General features: G+C 68.1%; 17 protein-coding genes. 14 read left to right on the top strand and 3 right to left on the bottom strand.

Features of this window, described 5'->3' with window-relative positions; translation table 11 throughout:
• Position 1 precedes the first annotated feature (1 nt).
• The 10 genes from ACTZWU_RS14260 (at position 2) to cysE (ending at position 9,035) form a co-directional block, all read left to right on the top strand.
• Complete coding sequence (locus tag ACTZWU_RS14260) at positions 2-415, top strand: phage major tail protein, TP901-1 family (protein WP_304615410.1); 414 nt, start codon at positions 2-4, stop codon at positions 413-415.
• Entirely contained in the window at positions 415-729 is a 315-nt protein-coding gene (locus ACTZWU_RS14265) for a gene transfer agent family protein (protein WP_444738027.1), read from the top strand. The genes ACTZWU_RS14260 and ACTZWU_RS14265 overlap by 1 nt, the downstream gene beginning before the upstream one ends.
• Positions 726-980, top strand: coding sequence for a rcc01693 family protein (locus ACTZWU_RS14270; RefSeq protein ID WP_444738028.1), 255 nt, complete (start codon positions 726-728; stop codon positions 978-980). The genes ACTZWU_RS14265 and ACTZWU_RS14270 overlap by 4 nt, the downstream gene beginning before the upstream one ends.
• Positions 973-1,620: a phage tail tape measure protein gene (locus ACTZWU_RS14275; RefSeq protein WP_444738029.1), complete on the top strand. Its 648-nt coding sequence runs from the start codon at positions 973-975 to the stop codon at positions 1,618-1,620. The genes ACTZWU_RS14270 and ACTZWU_RS14275 overlap by 8 nt, the downstream gene beginning before the upstream one ends.
• An 11-nt stretch (positions 1,621-1,631) precedes the next feature.
• On the top strand, positions 1,632-2,264 hold the full coding sequence (locus tag ACTZWU_RS14280; RefSeq protein ID WP_444738030.1) for a phage distal tail protein, Rcc01695 family: 633 nt from the start codon (positions 1,632-1,634) through the stop codon (positions 2,262-2,264).
• Positions 2,261-3,094, top strand: a complete 834-nt coding sequence (locus ACTZWU_RS14285) for a DUF2163 domain-containing protein (RefSeq protein WP_444738031.1) — start codon at positions 2,261-2,263, stop codon at positions 3,092-3,094. Before ACTZWU_RS14280 ends, ACTZWU_RS14285 begins: the two co-directional genes overlap by 4 nt.
• On the top strand, positions 3,087-3,515 hold the full coding sequence (locus ACTZWU_RS14290; RefSeq protein WP_444738032.1) for an NlpC/P60 family protein: 429 nt from the start codon (positions 3,087-3,089) through the stop codon (positions 3,513-3,515). Before ACTZWU_RS14285 ends, ACTZWU_RS14290 begins: the two co-directional genes overlap by 8 nt.
• Before the next feature lie 27 nt (positions 3,516-3,542).
• Positions 3,543-7,427 carry a baseplate multidomain protein megatron gene (locus ACTZWU_RS14295; protein ID WP_444738033.1) on the top strand — a complete coding sequence of 1,295 codons (3,885 nt, stop codon included), beginning with the start codon at positions 3,543-3,545 and terminating at the stop codon, positions 7,425-7,427.
• Positions 7,417-8,127 carry a DUF2793 domain-containing protein gene (locus ACTZWU_RS14300; protein WP_444738034.1) on the top strand — a complete coding sequence of 237 codons (711 nt, stop codon included), beginning with the start codon at positions 7,417-7,419 and terminating at the stop codon, positions 8,125-8,127. Before ACTZWU_RS14295 ends, ACTZWU_RS14300 begins: the two co-directional genes overlap by 11 nt.
• Before the next feature lie 86 nt (positions 8,128-8,213).
• Positions 8,214-9,035: a serine O-acetyltransferase gene (gene cysE, locus ACTZWU_RS14305; protein ID WP_444738035.1), complete on the top strand. Its 822-nt coding sequence runs from the start codon at positions 8,214-8,216 to the stop codon at positions 9,033-9,035.
• Here cysE and ACTZWU_RS14310 read toward each other — a convergent pair.
• Both ACTZWU_RS14310 and ACTZWU_RS14315 read right to left on the bottom strand, forming a co-directional pair.
• Complete coding sequence (locus ACTZWU_RS14310; RefSeq protein ID WP_444738036.1) at positions 9,032-10,090, bottom strand: quinone-dependent dihydroorotate dehydrogenase; 1,059 nt, start codon at positions 10,088-10,090, stop codon at positions 9,032-9,034. The two genes, cysE and ACTZWU_RS14310, sit on opposite strands and share 4 nt — an antisense overlap.
• Positions 10,091-10,423: a DUF952 domain-containing protein gene (locus tag ACTZWU_RS14315; RefSeq protein ID WP_444738037.1), complete on the bottom strand. Its 333-nt coding sequence runs from the start codon at positions 10,421-10,423 to the stop codon at positions 10,091-10,093.
• A gap of 137 nt (positions 10,424-10,560) precedes the next feature.
• Here ACTZWU_RS14315 and ACTZWU_RS14320 point away from each other — a divergent pair, with 137 nt between their 5' ends.
• The 3 genes from ACTZWU_RS14320 (at position 10,561) to dacB (ending at position 14,216) form a co-directional block, all read left to right on the top strand.
• Positions 10,561-12,159, top strand: coding sequence for a bifunctional metallophosphatase/5'-nucleotidase (locus tag ACTZWU_RS14320; protein WP_444738038.1), 1,599 nt, complete (start codon positions 10,561-10,563; stop codon positions 12,157-12,159).
• 70 nt (positions 12,160-12,229) lie between these two features.
• Positions 12,230-12,829, top strand: coding sequence for a nicotinate-nucleotide adenylyltransferase (locus ACTZWU_RS14325; protein ID WP_444738039.1), 600 nt, complete (start codon positions 12,230-12,232; stop codon positions 12,827-12,829).
• Positions 12,819-14,216 carry a D-alanyl-D-alanine carboxypeptidase/D-alanyl-D-alanine endopeptidase gene (dacB, locus tag ACTZWU_RS14330; RefSeq protein ID WP_444738040.1) on the top strand — a complete coding sequence of 466 codons (1,398 nt, stop codon included), beginning with the start codon at positions 12,819-12,821 and terminating at the stop codon, positions 14,214-14,216. The genes ACTZWU_RS14325 and dacB overlap by 11 nt, the downstream gene beginning before the upstream one ends.
• A 3-nt stretch (positions 14,217-14,219) precedes the next feature.
• Here dacB and ACTZWU_RS14335 read toward each other — a convergent pair whose 3' ends face one another.
• Entirely contained in the window at positions 14,220-14,642 is a 423-nt protein-coding gene (locus ACTZWU_RS14335) for a tellurite resistance TerB family protein (protein ID WP_444738080.1), read from the bottom strand.
• Positions 14,643-14,731: 89 nt separating this feature from the next.
• Here ACTZWU_RS14335 and ACTZWU_RS14340 point away from each other — a divergent pair, with 89 nt between their 5' ends.
• Complete coding sequence (locus tag ACTZWU_RS14340; RefSeq protein WP_444738041.1) at positions 14,732-16,309, top strand: lysine--tRNA ligase; 1,578 nt, start codon at positions 14,732-14,734, stop codon at positions 16,307-16,309.
• Positions 16,310-16,442: the final 133 nt, after the last annotated feature.

The following is a 16,442-nucleotide window of genomic DNA, read 5'->3' on the forward strand; positions in this document are numbered from 1 at the left end:
CATGTCAGTGAAGAACGGGCGCGACCTGCTGATCAAGATGGACATGACGGGCGACGGCGCCTTCGAGACGGTGGCGGGTCTGCGCGCCACGCGGCTGTCCTTCAACGCCGAGACGGTGGATGTCACCAGCCTGGAAAGCGAGGGCGGCTGGCGCGAGTTGCTGGCGGGGGCAGGCGTGCGCAGCGCCTCGATCTCGGGGTCGGGGGTGTTTCGCGACGCGGCCACCGACGGCCGCGCGCGGCAGGCCTTTTTCGACGGCGAGGCGCCGCGCTGCCAGGTGGTGATCCCCGATTTCGGCCGCATCGAGGGGCGGTTCCAGATCACCTCTCTGGAATATGCGGGCCGCCATAACGGCGAGGCGACCTATGAGGTTGCGCTGGCCTCGGCGGGTGCGCTGACCTTCGTGGCGATCTGATGGCGAACCCTCTGCGCGGTGAGGTCGATCTGATGATCGACGGCCAGCCCCGGCTGGCGCGCCTGACCCTGGGCGCGCTGGCCGAGCTGGAGGGCGCCCTGGCCGCGGGCAGCCTGCTGGAACTGGCCGAGCGGTTCGAGACCGGGCGCGTCTCGGGGCGGGACGTGATGGCGGTGTTGGTCGCGGGCCTGCGCGGCGCGGGCTGGACGGGCCGGGCCGAGGATCTGATGGCCGCCGATATTCAGGGCGGCCCTCTGGCTGCGGCGCGGGCTGCGGCGCAACTGCTGGCGCTGGCCTTTCGGGGGCCGGAATGAATGACGGCGCGGGGCGGATGGATTGGGCGGGGATGATGCGGGCGGGTCTGCGCGATCTGCGGCTGCATCCCGATGCCTTTTGGGCGCTGACCCCGGCGGAGCTTGCGCTGATGCTGGGGCTCGAGGCCGCCGCCCCGCCCATGTCGCGCGACCGCCTGGCCGAGCTTGCGCGGCTTTATCCCGACGATCCGGCCCCGGCGCCGGGCGTCCCTGACACCAATTCCCAGGAGGACAGCGATGCCGATGGATGAGGCACAAGGCGCCGGGATCGGCGGCCTGAACGAAGATCTGGCGCAGAGCGCCCGGATGGCTGCGGCCTTCGAGGGGGAATTGTCGCGTCTGCGGCAGTCGATGCTGTTCACCTCGCGCGAGATGGGCAGCCTGACCTCGGGGTTGGAGGGCGGGCTCAGGCGCGCCTTCGACGGGCTGGTCTTTGACGGCGCGCGCCTGTCGGACGCGCTGAAGGGCGTCGGCCGCGCGCTGGCCGACAGCGTCTATTCGATCGCCATGAAGCCAGTGCAGCAGGCCTTGGCCGGGGGCATGGCCAATATGCTGGGCGCGGCCCTGCCGGGCGCGATCACGCCCTTTGCCAATGGCGGCGTGTTCCAGCAGGGCCGCGTCTCGGGCGGGGGCGAGGTGATCGGCGGGCCGGTGACATTTCCGATGCGCGGTGGCCTTGGCCTGATGGGTGAGGCCGGACCCGAGGCGATCATGCCGCTGCGGCGGGGCGCCGACGGGCGGCTTGGGGTCGCCGCCGATGGCGGGGGTGCACAGCCGGTTCATGTGACCTTCAACATCCAGACGCCCGATGTCGCGGGCTTCCAACGCAGCCAGTCGCAGATCGCGGCGCAGATGTCGCGGCTTATGGCCCAGGGCCAACGCAACAGTTGAGGGAGCGAAGCATGGCTTTCCATGAGGTGAGATTTCCCGCCAACCTGTCTTTTGGCGCGGTGGGTGGCCCCGAGCGGCGGACCGAGATCGTGTCTCTGGCCAGCGGCTATGAAGAGCGCAACACGCCTTGGGCGCATGCGCGGCGTCGTTATGATGCCGGGATGGGCCTGCGGTCGCTGGATGATCTGGCGGAGGTCGTGGCCTTCTTCGAGGCGCGGTCCGGGCAGTTGCACGGCTTTCGCTGGAAGGACTGGTCGGATTACAAAAGCTGCCTGCCCTCGGCCGCGCCCGCCTTTGGCGATCAGGTGATCGCCAAGGGTGACGGCCAGACGCGCAGCTTTCCACTGGTCAAGGCCTATGTCTCGGGCGCCGAGCGCTATCTGCGGCCGATCACCAAGCCCGTCGCAGGCAGCGTGCGTGCGGGCATCGCGGGCGACGAGATGTTTCCCGGCACGAATTACACGGTCGATCACCTGCGCGGCATCATCACCTTCAACGAGCCGCCCGAGGTCGGCGCCGATGTCACGGCGGGCTATGAATTCGACGTGCCCGTGCGCTTTGACACGGACCGGATCGCGGTCTCGGTCTCGTCCTTCCAAGCGGGGCAGGTTCCCGACATTCCGGTGATCGAGGTGCGGGTATGAGTGCGCAGACCCTTGCCCGCGCCTGGTCGATCCGTCGCGCTGACGGGATGGTCCTGGGCTTCACCGATCACGACCGCCGCCTGCAATTCGGCGGTGTGACCTTCCGGCCCGATCACGGGCTGACGGCACGGGCGATCAGTCAGGCGACCGGGCTTGCCGTCGATAACAGCGAGGCTGTGGGCGCCCTGAGCGACGATGCCATTACCGAGATCGATCTGCTGTCGGGCCGGTGGGACGGTGCCAGCCTGCGTATGTGGGAGGTGGATTGGCGCGATGTCAGCAAGCGGCGGCTGGTCTTTCGTGGCTCGCTTGGCGAAGTGTCGCGCGCCAATGGCGCGTTCCGGGCGGAACTGCGCGGCCTGGCCGAGCCGCTGAACCAAGCGCAGGGCCGGATCTATCATCCGCGCTGCACCGCCGAACTGGGCGACGCGGCCTGCAAGATGCGGCTGGATGCGCCCGCCTGGACGGTCGAACTGGCGGTTCAGGGGCTGGAGGATGCGCGGGTCTTCTCGATGTCCGGCTTTCCGGCCTATGACGCGAGCTGGTTCGAGGGCGGCACGCTGGAGGTGCTGGACGGGTCGGCCAAGGGTCTGCGCGGGCGGATCAAGAACGATACAGCCCGCCCGGGTCAAAGCCGCGAGATCGAGCTTTGGTCCGGGCTTGCCATTCCCCCCGCGACGGGGGATCGCATCAGGCTGGTCGCCGGTTGCGACAAGGCCGCCCGGACCTGCCGCTTGAAATTCGCCAATCTGCTGAACTTCCGCGGCTTTCCGCATCTGCCCCCCGAGGATTGGTTGCTGGCGCCTCAGGTCGGGGGCCGCAATGGATGAGCCGCGCGAGGTCGCCATCGCGCGCGAATGGCTGGGTACGCCCTATGTCCATCAGGCCAGCACGCGCGGGGCGGGCGCCGATTGCCTGGGCCTGATCCGCGGCATCTGGCGCGAGATCCAAGGGGCCGAGCCGGAAACCCCGCCCCCCTACAGCGGCGACTGGGCGGAATGCGGCGGTGCCGAGGTTCTGTGGCAGGCCGCCTTGCGGCATCTGCGGCCGGTTCCGGCCCAGGCCTGCCTTGCCGCGGGGCAGGTGCTGCTGTTCCGCATGCGCGAGGGCGCGATCGCCAAGCATCTTGGGCTCGTCTCGGATGCCGAAGGGACGCGCTTCATCCATGCCTACACGTCTCATGGTGTCATCGAAAGCCCGCTGACGCGGCCCTGGGCGGGCCGGATCGTGGCGCGGTTCCGCTTTCCCTGACACATCCTGTTTGCGAAGGAAGAAAACATGGCCACGATTGTCCTGTCTGCCGTTGGCGCATCGCTTGGGGCGGGTTTTGGCGGCACGGTGCTGGGCCTGTCGGGCGCGGTGCTGGGTCGCGCGGCGGGCGCGCTGGCGGGCCGGGTGATCGACCAGCAATTGCTGGGAGGCGGTGCCCGCGCGGTCGAAACCGGGCGCATCGACCGGCTGCGCATCCAGACGGCGGGCGAGGGCATGCCCATCCCGCGCGTCTGGGGGCAGATGCGGATGCCGGGCCATGTGATCTGGGCCTCGCCTCTGACCGAGGTCACGCGCAGCCAGTCGGTGCGCGGCGGCAAGGGCGCGCCCCGGACGCAAGTCACCGAAATCAGCTATCGCCTGTCGGTCGCGCTGGCGCTCTGCGAGGGGCGTATCCTCAGTGTCGGGCGCGTCTGGGCCGATGGCGAGGAGATCGCGCAATCTGACCTGAACATGCGCGTCTATCGCGGCGGCGAAGGCCAGATGCCCGACCCCGCCATCGCCGCGATCGAGGGCGACGCGGCACCCGCCTATCGCGGCACGGCCTATGTGGTGCTTGAGGATCTGAACCTCGAACGGTGGGGCAACCGGATGCCGCAACTGAGCTTCGAGGTGACATGCCCGGCCCGCGACGGCACCGGTGTCTCGCGCGATGTGCAGGCGGTGGCGCTGATCCCCGGCACGGGCGAGTATTCGCTGGCCACCACCCCCGTCACGACCGAGGTCGAGCCGGGCGAGGCGCGCAGCTTCAACGTCAACACCCCGATGGGCGGGACGGATTTCCGCGCCTCGCTGGATGTGCTGGGGCGGGAATTGCCCAATGTGGGGTCGGTCTCGCTGATCGTGTCGTGGTTCGGCAGCGACCTGCGGATCGGCGAATGCCGGGTCGAGCCCAAGGTCGAATTCGCCAGCGATGACGGCACCGAGATGCCCTGGCGCGCGGGCGGCATCGACCGTTCGCAGGCGCGCGAGGTCACGCGCGTCATGGACCGGCCGATTTACGGCGGCACCCCCTCGGACCAGTCGGTGATCGAGGCGATGCGCGCGCTGACCGCCTCGGGTCGCAAGGCGATCTTTTATCCGTTCATCCTGATGGAGCAGATCGCGGGCAACGGCTTGCCGGATCCTTACGGCGCCAGCGAACAGCCGGTCATGCCCTGGCGCGGGCGCATCACGACACGCGTCGCGCCCGGTCGGCCAGGCACAACCGATCTGACCGCTTCGGCCACGGCCGAAGTCGCGGCGTTCTTCGGCGCCGCACAGCCGGGCGATTTTACCCGCGAGGGCGATCTTGTCCGTTATGCCGGCCCGGACGAGTGGTCCTATCGCCGCTTCATCCTGCATTACGCGCATGTCTGCGCGGCCGCAGGCGGGGTGGATGCCTTCCTGATCGGCAGCGAGATGGTCGCGATGACCCAGATCCGGGGGCCGGGCAACAGCTATCCGGCGGTCGCCGCCCTGCGTCAGCTTGCCGCCGATGTGCGCGGCATCCTGGGGCCGGGCGTCAAGATCGGCTACGCCAGCGACTGGTCGGAATATTTCGGCCACCATCCCGGCAACGGAGAGCTGTTCTTTCACCTCGATCCTTTGTGGTCGGACCCCAATATCGACTTCATCGGCATCGACAACTACATGCCGCTGTCGGACTGGCGCGAGGGTGACACCCATCTGGACGCGCATTGGGGGCGCATCGACAATATCGACTATCTCAGGGCGAATGTCGCCGGCGGCGAGGGCTACGACTGGTTCTATGCCAGCGAGGCCGACCGCGACGCGCAGATCCGCACGCCGATCACCGACGGCTTCTATGACGAGGCCTGGGTCTGGCGTTACAAGGACCTGAAAAGCTGGTGGCAGAACCTGCATTACGACCGCCCGGGTGGCGTCCGCAACCGGCAGGCCACGGGTTGGGTGCCGGGCTCGAAACCGTTCTGGTTCACCGAATTCGGCTGCGCGGCCCTGGACAAGGCGACGAACCAGCCCAACAAGTTCCTGGATGCGATGAGTTCGGAAAGCCAGCTGCCCTGGTACTCGAACGGCACCCGAAACGACGCGATCCAGGCCGCCTATATCGAGGCGGTGATGGGCTTCTGGAACGATCCGGCGAACAACCCCCGCATGGCGGATGGCCGCTTCATGGTCGAGCCGGCCCGTGCGCATGTCTGGGCCTGGGATGCACGACCCTATCCCGCTTTTCCCGGGCGGCGCGACCTGTGGTCGGATGGTCCGGCCTGGGATCGTGGCCATTGGCTGAACGGTCGGGCAGGGGCGGTGACGCTGCGTGCGGTCGTGGGCGATCTGTGCCGGGCGGCGGGGGTGGCGGCCTGGGACGTATCCGGTCTGTCGGGCGTGGTGCGGGGCTATGCGCTCGCCGGGCAGGAAAGCGGGCGCGCGGCCTTGCAGCCTCTGATGCTGTCCCATGGTTTCGACGCGGTCGAACGTGACGGCGTCCTGACCTTCGTGATGCGCGACGGGCTGGCCAAGACGCGGCTGGGGCCTGACGACCTGGTAGTCGCTGGCGATCTTTCGGGGTTCGAGCCGACCCGCGCGCCCGAGGCCGCGATTGCAGGCCGCGTCCGGCTGAGCCATGTCGAGGCGGGCGCCGATTACGCCGTCGCCGCCGCCGAGGCCGTGGGCGTCGGCTCAGCCCGTCGCTCGGTCGCCGAAACCGAGTTCCAGATGGTTCTGACGCGCCCCGAGGGCCGCGCCATCGCGGATCGCTGGCTGGCCGAGGCCGAGGTCGCGCGCGACACGGCCCGCTTCGCGCTGCCGCCCTCGCGTGCGGATCTGGCGCCGGGCGATGTGGTGATCGTCGAGCGTCCCGGCCTGCCCGACAGCCGCTGGCGCATCGACCGGGCAGAGCGGGCGGGCGTCATCACGCTGGAGACCGTTCGCGTCGATCCGGGCCTCTACCGTCCGGCGATCAGCCATCAGGAACAGGGCGGCATCCGGCGCTATCAGCCGCCCATGCCAGTGCGCCCGGTCTTTCTGGACCTGCCGCTGCTGCGCGGAAACGAGGTGCCTCATGCGCCTTGGCTGGCCGTCTCGGCGCATCCTTGGCCGGGGACGGTCGCGGCCTGGGTCTCGGACGATCCGGATGGCGGCTTCGACAGCAGCCTGCTGCTGGATCGCCGCTCGCTGATCGGGCGCACGCTGACGCCGCTGGAGCGTGCAAGGCCGGGTGTGCTGGATCGTGGGCCGGGGCTGCGGCTGCGGCTGGCCAACGACCCAATCGCCTCGGTCACGATGCGGGCGCTGCTGTCGGGGGCGAATGCGCTGGCGATCGGCGATGGCAGCCTCGAACGGTGGGAGGTGATGCAATTCGCCCGCGCGGAACTGGTCGCCCCCCATATCTGGGAGATCAGCCTGCGCCTGCGGGGACAGGCCGGGACCGACGCGATGATGCCGGATGTCTGGCCTGTGGGCAGCACGGTGGTGGTGCTGGATGGTGGGCCGCGTCAGGTCGATCTGCCGCCCTCGGCCCGCGGGCAGGAGCGGTTCTGGAGGATCGGTCCCGCGCTCAGATCGCCCGACGATCCCAGCTATCGCAGCCGCAGCACCGTGGCGCGGGGGATCGGGCTCAGGCCCTATGCGCCCTGCCATCTGCGGCTTGAGGGGCGCAGCCTGTCCTGGGTCCGGCGCAGCCGCATCGAGGGGGATGGCTGGGACGGCCCCGACATCCCGCTTGGCGAGGAACAGGAACGCTACCTCTGCCAGGTCGTCCAGAACGGCCAGACGCGCCTCGACGTGACGGTCGGCGCCCCGCAGCATGACCTGCCGCCGGCGCTCATGACCGAATTGATGCAAGCTGGAGCCTTCACGGTGCGCGTCGCGCAATTGTCGCAGACCTTCGGGCGCGGCCTCTTTGTCAGGAGAGATTTCAATGTCCAGTGAAACCGCCCGCCTTCAGATGCCCCTGCTGCAACCCGCGCAGGCGCAGAAGCATGTCACCGTGAACGAGGCGCTGATGCGGCTGGACGCCAGCGTCAATCTCGTGATCCAGAGCGTCTCGCAGGTCATCCCGCCTCTGGCGGTGCTGGACGGGCAATGCTGGGGTGTTCCCGCCCAGGCCGAGGGCGCATGGGCCGGGCAGGGCGGCCGACTGGCCATCGGATCGAATGGCGGTTGGGTGTTCCTGCCGCCGCGCGCTGGAATGCGGGCCTTCGTGGCGGATCGCGGCCTGCCCGCAATCCACGACGGGACGGACTGGGCCATCGGTGCGCTGAGCCTCGGGGTCAGCGGCGCGGGGATGATGGCCGGCATGGTCGAGGAGGAGGTCACGATCACCGAAGGTAGCCAGATCACCACGCCGCTTTTCATCCCCTCGGGCGCAATGGTGATCGGTGCAGTGGCGCGCGTCACCGAGGTGCTGACCGGAACGCTGGCGACGTGGCGGATGGGCACGACCGGGGCCACGAACCGCTTTGGTCAGGGTCTGGGCAAGGCCGAGGGATCTTTTGCACGCGGTATCCTTGGCGCGCCGATGACCTATTACGCACCTGAACCGCTGCTGTTGACGGCCGAGGGCGGCAATTTCGCGGGCGGACGCATCCGCCTGTCGGTCCATTGGTGGGAATTGCGCCTGCCGCGATAGGCCCCGTCCTTGGCCCGCCGGCTTTTCCTGCCCTGCAAGATGCGCTAGTCAGGAAGGGAACATGATCGGGTGGGCCAAGGATGACCATGCACTCTGCCACGAAAGAGCCCCTGTCGGCCGACCGGGACGCGATCTGGTCGCAATTGCGGCAAGAGGCGCGGATGGCGGTCTCGGACGAGCCGCTTTTGGGTTCGCTGATCCATGCGGGGCTGTTGCACCATCAAAGCTTCGAGGCCGCGCTGGCCTATCGCTTTTCGCTCAAGCTCGCCTCGGGTGAGATGTCGGAACAGATCCTGCGCGAGATCGCCGATGCGGCCTATGCCAACGCGCCCGAGCTGGGCGATGCGGCGCGGGCCGACCTGATGGCGGTCTATGACCGTGACCCGGCCACGCACCGTCTGTTGCAGCCGGTTCTGTTCTTCAAGGGGTTCCAGGCGTTGCAAGCCTATCGCATGGCTCATTGGCTGTGGCTGCAGGGCCGCCGCGATCTGGCCTATTTCGTGCAGATGCGTTGTTCGGAATGCTTTGGGGTCGACATCCATCCCGCCGCCCGCATCGGGACCGGGGTGATGATCGACCATGCCCATTCCATCGTCATCGGCGAGACGGCCTGCGTGGGCAATGATGTCTCGATGCTGCATTCGGTGACGCTTGGCGGCACCGGCAAGGAGGATGGCGACCGTCATCCCAAGATCGGGGACGGCGTGCTGATCGGTGCCGGGGCCAAGGTTCTCGGCAATATCCGCGTCGGTCGCCATTCGCGCATCGCGGCCGGTTCGGTCGTGCTGCACGAGGTCCCGCCCTGCAAGACCGTCGCGGGGGTTCCCGCGCGCGTGATCGGGGATGCGGGCTGCCCCGAGCCGTCGCACAGCATGAACCAGCTTTTGGGCGCCGATGATTGCCGCTAGAGCCAGTCGGCCACGCCGCTGCCGGTGAGTTCGCTGACCGTCATGCCCTCGGCCTGTAACCGCTGGTCGAGGTCATGCGCGATGCGTGGGATCAGCGCGAGACCCTGATAGATCATCGCGGAATAGATCTGCACCGCGCTTGCGCCAGCGCGCAGCTTTTGCCACGCATCCTCGGCGCTGGAGATGCCGCCGACGCCGATGATCGGCAGGCGCCCTTGCGTATCGCGGTAAAGCTGCGCGACAACGCGGGTCGAGCGTTGGAAGAGCGGCCGCCCCGAAAGACCGCCCGCCTGCGCCACGTGAGGCCCGCTGATCCCGTCGCGCGACAACGTCGTGTTCGTCGCGATGATCCCGTCGAGGCCCAGATCGCAGGCAACGGCCGCTATCTCGGTGATCTCGGCGGGGGACAGGTCAGGGGCGATCTTGACCAGGACCGGCGGACGGCGCGACAGGCTGTTGCGCGCCTCGATCACGCCTTGCAACAGGGCGGACAGGGCCTGGGCGCCCTGAAGGTCGCGCAGTTTTTCGGTATTCGGGGACGATACGTTCACGGTCAGGAAATCGGCGTGTTCGCCCGCCATGCGGACGACCTGCGCGAAATCGGCGGCACGGTCGGCGCTGTCCTTGTTCGCGCCGATGTTCAGGCCCACGGGAATGCCAGTCGGGCGGGCTGAAAGACGGGTCGCGATCGCCTTTGCGCCTTCGTTGTTGAAGCCGAAACGGTTGATGATCGCGTGATCGCCGGACAGCCGGAACAGGCGCGGTTTTGGATTGCCGGGCTGAGGGCGGGGTGTCGCGGCACCCACTTCGACAAACCCGAAGCCTGCGCGCATCAGCGGGACGACCACACGGGCGTTCTTGTCATAGCCCGCCGCCAGACCCACCGGGTTCGGCAGGTCCAGCCCGGCCAGACGCAGCCGCAGCCGCTCGGACGTGACCGGGGCGCCGTTCAGCGGCGCCAGTCCCGAAGCCAGCGCCTTGATCGACAGGTCATGTGCCCGTTCCGGGTCCAGGCGGTGCAGAAGGGCCAGGCCAGCACGCTCGATCAGCGACATTCAGGATTCTCCGATCTTGTGCTGCCCATCGGGGCCGCGCGTCAGGGGGCGCCACGCCGCGACATCGTCCATCGTCAGCGCCCGGTAGAGGTGAGGAAACAGATCGCCCCCGCGCGAGGGCTCCCATTTCAGGGCGTCGCCGAGTGTGGCGGCGTCGCAGCTGACCAGTACAAGGTCGTCCTCGCCCGCGAAATGGCGGGACAGCGTGCCCGCCAATTGGGCAGAGGTCGAGAAATGGATGTAGCCGTCGGCCAGATCGACGGGCGCGCCCTCGGTCCGGTTCTCGGCCTGAAACTGGCGCCATTCCGTGGCGCGAAGGACCTTGTGGATCATCATGGCCGCATTTGCCTTGTGCCGGGGCCTTGGGTCAAGCCCCGGCAAGCGCGGCGGGAATTGTCTATGGAATTGACCCGGCCCCGTTGCTGGGCCAACCTTCACGGCATCGTCAATGTGCCCGAAGGGAACAGCCCATGATCCGATTGCTTGCCGCCGCCTCTGCCCTGGCCCTGATGGCCGGGACAGCACAGGCCGAGACGGTCCTGCACATCCTGCACACCAATGACCTGCACAGTCGGATCGAGCCGATCGGCGCGACCGACAGCACCTGCGGCGCCGAGGCGCGTGAGGCGGGCGAATGCTTCGGCGGTGTCGCCCGGATCGCCGCCAAGGTCGCGGCGCTCCGCGCCGAGATCGAGGCAGCGGGCGAGAAGGTCATCCTGCTGGACGCGGGCGACCAGTATCAGGGGTCGCTGTTCTACACGACCTATAAGGGCGCCGATGTGGTCGAGTTCATGAACGCCATCGGCTATGATGCGATGGCGGTCGGCAATCACGAATTCGACGACGGTCCCGAAGGTCTGGACGTGCTGCTGTCTGGCGCGGATTTCCCGGTGATCTCGGGCAATATCGACGTATCGCAATCGAACCTTCTGGCCGGGCGCGTGCCGCCGCATGCGGTGCTGGATCTGGACGGGACGCGGATCGGTCTGGTTTCGGCCCTTGCGATGGATACGCCCGAGACCTCGTCCCCTGGCCCGAACGTGATCTTCCGCGACGACATCGACAGCCTCAAGGCCGGGGTCGAGGCGCTGTCCGCCGAGGGCGTGACGAAGATCATCGCGCTGACCCATTCCGGCTATCTGCGCGATCTCGTTTATGCGGCCGAAGTGACGGGTGTGGATGCGGTGGTGGGCGGGCATTCCCATACCCTGCTGGGCGACATTGAGGGCGCAACCGCGCCCTATCCGACCATGGTCGCGGGCTCCGAAGGGGCTGAGGTCCCGGTCGTTCAGGCCTATGCTTACGGCAAGTATCTTGGCCATCTGCGCCTGACCTTCGACGATGAGGGCAATGTGACCTCGGCCGAGGGGCAGCCGATCCTGCTGGACAATTCGATCCCCGAGGACGAGACCATCGCCGCCCGCGTGGCCGAAATGAGCGCGCCCATCGACGAATTGCGCGCAACCGTCGTGGCCCGCAGTCTGGCCCCCATCGACGGCACGCGCGAGACCTGCCGCGCGAAGGAATGCGAGATGGGCAATCTGGTCGCGGATGCGATGCTTGATCGTGCCAGCGGACAGGGCGTCACCATCGCCATCCAGAACGGCGGCGGCCTGCGCGCCTCGATCGACGAGGGCGAGGTGACGATGGGCGAGATCTACACCGTCCTGCCGTTCCAGAACACGCTGGCGACCTTTGAAATGGACGGCGCCGACATCGTCGCGGCCCTAGAGAACGGCGCCAGCCGGATCGAGGAGGGCGCAGGCCGCTTCGCCCAGGTTGCCGGGTTGAAATACACCATCGACCCCGCCGCCGAACCCGGCCAGCGCGTCAGCGATGTGATGGTGCGCGGGGGCGATGACTGGGTGCCTATCGACCCGGCGGCAAGCTACGGCGTGGCCACGAACAACTACATGCGCGGCGGCGGCGACGGCTTCGACGTCTTTGCCGAGAAGGGCCGCAACGCCTATGATTTCGGCCCTGACCTGGCCGAGGTCGTGGCCGCATATCTGGCTGCCGCCGAAGACGGCTATCAGCCGGTTCTGGACGGGCGCATCACGCTGCGCTGATCCAGCTTCCGACAAGAGCGCGGGCCAGATGCCGATTGGCTTGGCCCGCCCGATGCGCTAACCGGGCGGAATGAGAAAGGGTTATCTTATCGCGCTGCCCGGCCAGCGTATTGGTCTGTTGGGCGGGTCCTTCGATCCCGCTCATGAAGGCCATCTGGGCATCAGTCGCGCGGCCCTGTCGCGCCTGTCTCTGGATCGGGTGTGGTGGCTGGTTTCGCCCGGCAACCCCTTGAAGAAGAACGGCCCCGCGCCTCTGACCGAGCGGCTGGAGGATGCGCGGCGGCTGATCCGCGATCCCCGCATCCTTGTCACCGACATCGAGGCCAGGCTGCGTGTCCGCAAGACCGCCGACACGATCGCGGCCCTGAGACGCCTTTATCCGGGCGTTCATTTCGTCTGGCTGATGGGGTCCGACAATCTGGCGCAATTCCATCTGTGGGACCGCTGGCGCGACATCGCCAGCGCCGTGCCCTTTGCGGTTCTGGCACGCCCGGGCTCGCGCCTGTCGTCCCGGAACGCCCCCGCTGCACGCGCGCTGATGGCCGCGCGCCTGCCCGAGGCACGGGCGGCCGAACTGCCGCTGCGCCGCGCCCCCGCCTGGACTCTGCTGGACCTGCCGCTGTCGCCCCTGTCCTCGACTGCCCTCAGGCACGCCCGCCATGCGGATTGATCGTCGCACCCTGCTGACGGGACTGACGGGCGCCCTCGTGACGCCCCGGATTGCCCTGGCCGATCTGACCTCGCGCCCGCCGCGGCGCCCGCTTGCCGATCCGCGCGCGCTTCTGGCCCGTGCGGGTCTGCCCGGTCTGGCGGGTTTCGGGCTGATCCGGCCGGGCCAGCCCACCCCGCCGCAGCATCTGGCGCAAGCCACGACCCCCATCGCCCCGGCCAGCACCGTCAAGGCGCTGACCGCGATGTATGCGCTGGACCGGCTGGGCGCGGCGCATCGCTTCCGCACCCGGCTGATCCTGTCGGGCGACATGCTGATTTTGGCGGGCGGAGGCGATCCGACTCTGTCCACCGACGATCTGGGGCGGCTGGCGGCCGATCTGGCCGCGCTTGGGCGCCCCATGCCCGCGCGTTTCGCGGTCTGGGACGGTGCGCTGCCCATGCTGTCCCAGATCACGCCGGAACAGGCCGTGCATCTGCCCTACAACCCCTCGATCTCGGGGATGATGCTGAACTTCAACCGCGTTCATCTGGGCTGGAGCCGCGTCGGCGTCGATTACCAGATCGGGCTCGAGGCGCGGGGCGCCGCGCTGTCGCCGCAGGCCCATACGATCAGTGCCCGACCAGCGGATCAGCGCGATCTGTTCACCTATCGCGAGGATGGCGCGCACGAGTTCTGGACCGTCTCACGCACAGCACTTGGCCGTCAGGGCAGCCGCTGGCTGCCGGTGCGGCTGCCTGCGCTTTATGCGGGCGACGTGTTCCAGACGCTGGCCCGCGCGCGGGGTCTCGCGCTGCCCGCGCCCGAGGTGATCACCCATCTGCCGCAAGGCGACACGCTGGCCCAGCATGACAGCGCCCCGCTGGAGACGCTGATCCGCGACATGCTGCGCTACTCCACCAATATCACCGCCGAGGCGCTTGGGCTTCACGCCAGCGGCGCCGCGGATCTGGCGCAATCGGGCGCGCGGATGCTGGACTGGCTCACCGTCGGGGATGAGGGGTTGGGGCAGGGGATGCAGCTTGCCGATCACTCGGGCCTGTCTGGCGCCAGCCGCGTCAGCGCGCTGTCGCTGGCACGCATCCTGGCGGGGCCGGGGGCCGAGATCGGCCTGCCCGACCTGCTGCGCCGGAACCCGCTGCAACAAGAGGCCCCCGACCTCGAGGTTGCGGCCAAGACAGGCACGCTGAACTTCGTGTCGAACCTCGCGGGCTATGTGCAGGGCCCGTCGGGCACGCGCGGCGCCTTTGCGATCCTCTGCATCGACCCGGCCCGCCGGGCCGCCGCCGTGGGCCAGGAACAGCCCGTGGGCGTGCAGGCCTGGACGCGGCAGGCGCGCGCCCTTCAGGCCGGGCTTCTGTCGGCCTTTGCCGCCGACCTGGGCTGACGCCTACAGGGTCAGGTGCCGCACCCGCGACGACAATTCGATCGCGGCTGCATGCAGGCGCGAAATCTCCAGCTGATCGCGGATCTCGGCCAGCATCGCGATCTCGTTCTCGTAAAGCCGCCCGTCCGCCGCGCCGACATCGCAGGCCAGCGCATAGGCAGTCTCGTAGAGCTTCGGCGGCAGCCCCTCGCGGATCAGGCCGAACAGCGCGTCCAGCCCGTCCTCTTCCTCGAACAGCGTCATCACCGTCTGGCTTACCGCGCGGATGCGGTCGTCGTCATATTGCGCGAAGACCGGCGCGTGATCGACCATCCGCTGGATGGCGACCAGTTCGGATGTCCGCATCCTGCTGTCCGAGGCCGAGACGGCAACCATGACCGCGACCAGCGCATCACAGGGCGACAGAGAGGGCAGGTCGGTCGTCATCATCTTCTCCTGGCGGTTCAGGCGCAGATTATTGACGATCAAGCAGGCTTTCAATAAGGCGTCGAGGGCTTGAGACAGGAGAAAAGCCCATGACCACCCTGCGCGACGCCGCGATGCAATCGAAGGCCTGGCCGTTCGAAGAGGCGCGCCGGGTGCTCAAACGCTACGAAAAGGCCCCGCCCGCCAAGGGCCATGTCCTGTTCGAGACCGGCTACGGCCCCTCGGGCCTGCCCCATATCGGCACCTTCGGAGAGGTCGCGCGCACCTCGATGATCCGCCGCGCCTTCGAGATCATCAGCGACATCCCGACGCGCCTCGTCTGCTTCTCGGACGACATGGACGGGATGCGCAAGGTGCCCGACAACGTGCCCCAGCAGGACATGCTGCGCGAACATCTGCAAAAGCCGCTGACCTCGGTGCCGGACCCGTTCGGCCAGTATGACAGCTTCGGCCACCACAACAACGCGATGCTGCGGCGCTTCCTCGACACGTTCGGCTTTGAATACGAATTCGTCAGCGCGACCGATTACTACAAGTCGGGCCAGTTCGACGCAACGCTTCTGCGCGCCGCCGAACGCTATGACGCGATCATGGAGGTGATGCTGGCCTCCCTGCGCGAGGAACGCCAGCAGACCTATTCCTGCTTCCTGCCCATCAGCCCGACCACGGGCCGCGTCCTTTATGTGCCGATCAAGCATGTGGACGCCAAGGCCGGCACGATCACCTTCGACGAGGACGGGCGCGAGCTGACGCTTCCCGTCACCGGCGGCAACGTCAAGCTGCAATGGAAGCCCGATTTCGGCGCCCGTTGGGCCGCGCTGGATGTCGATTTCGAGATGTATGGCAAGGACCACTCGACCAATACCCCGATCTATGACGCCATCTGCGAGATCCTCGGCGGCCGCAAGCCCGAGCATTTCACCTACGAGCTGTTCCTCGACCAGCACGGCCAGAAGATCAGCAAATCCAAGGGCAACGGCCTGTCGATCGACGAATGGCTGACCTATGCGGCGACTGAAAGCCTCAGCTATTTCATGTATCTGAAGCCCAAGACCGCCAAGCGGATGCATTTCGACGTGATCCCCAAGGCGGTGGACGAATACCACCAGCAATTGCGCGCCTATCCCGACCAGACGCCCGACCAGCAGGCCGCGAACCCGGTCTGGCACATCCATGGCGGCGATGTGCCGGCATCCGACATGGTCGTGTCCTTCCAGATGCTTCTGAACCTCGCCTCGGTTGCGGGTGATACGGGCAAGGACGGGCTGTGGGGCTTCATCCGCCGCTACGCCCCCGAGGCCAGTCCCGAAACCCATCCCGGCCTCGACCAGGCGGCGGGCTTCGCGCTGCGCTACTTCCAGGACTTCGTCGCCCCCACGCGCCAGTTCCGCGCCCCCACCGAGACCGAGCGCAAGGCCATCGAGGATCTCGCCGCCCGCCTCGCCGCATGGGACCAGCCCGCCGATCCCGAGGCGCTGCAATCCATGGTCTTCGCCGTGGGCAAGGATCACGGCTTCGAGCCGCTGCGCGACTGGTTCGCCGCCCTCTATCAGGTGCTGCTGGGCGCCGATCAGGGCCCGCGCTTCGGTGGCTTCGTGGCGCTCTACGGCATCGAGGAGACCCGCGCCCTGATCGCGCGCGCGCTGGCGGGCGAACTGGCGGCCTGACCGCCCCTTTGCCTTGGTGAAAATATCCTCGGGGGGAATCGCGCGCCAGCGCGATGGGGGGCGGAAAGCCCCCCTCCTCCGGTCCCGCCAAGGTGCCACCGTTGCGCAGGGTCGCGCTGCAACGCGCGCCCCC

The sequence above is a fragment of the Paracoccus sp. NSM genome, from assembly GCF_052379855.1.
In the GTDB taxonomy this organism is placed as follows: Bacteria; Pseudomonadota; Alphaproteobacteria; order Rhodobacterales; family Rhodobacteraceae; genus Paracoccus.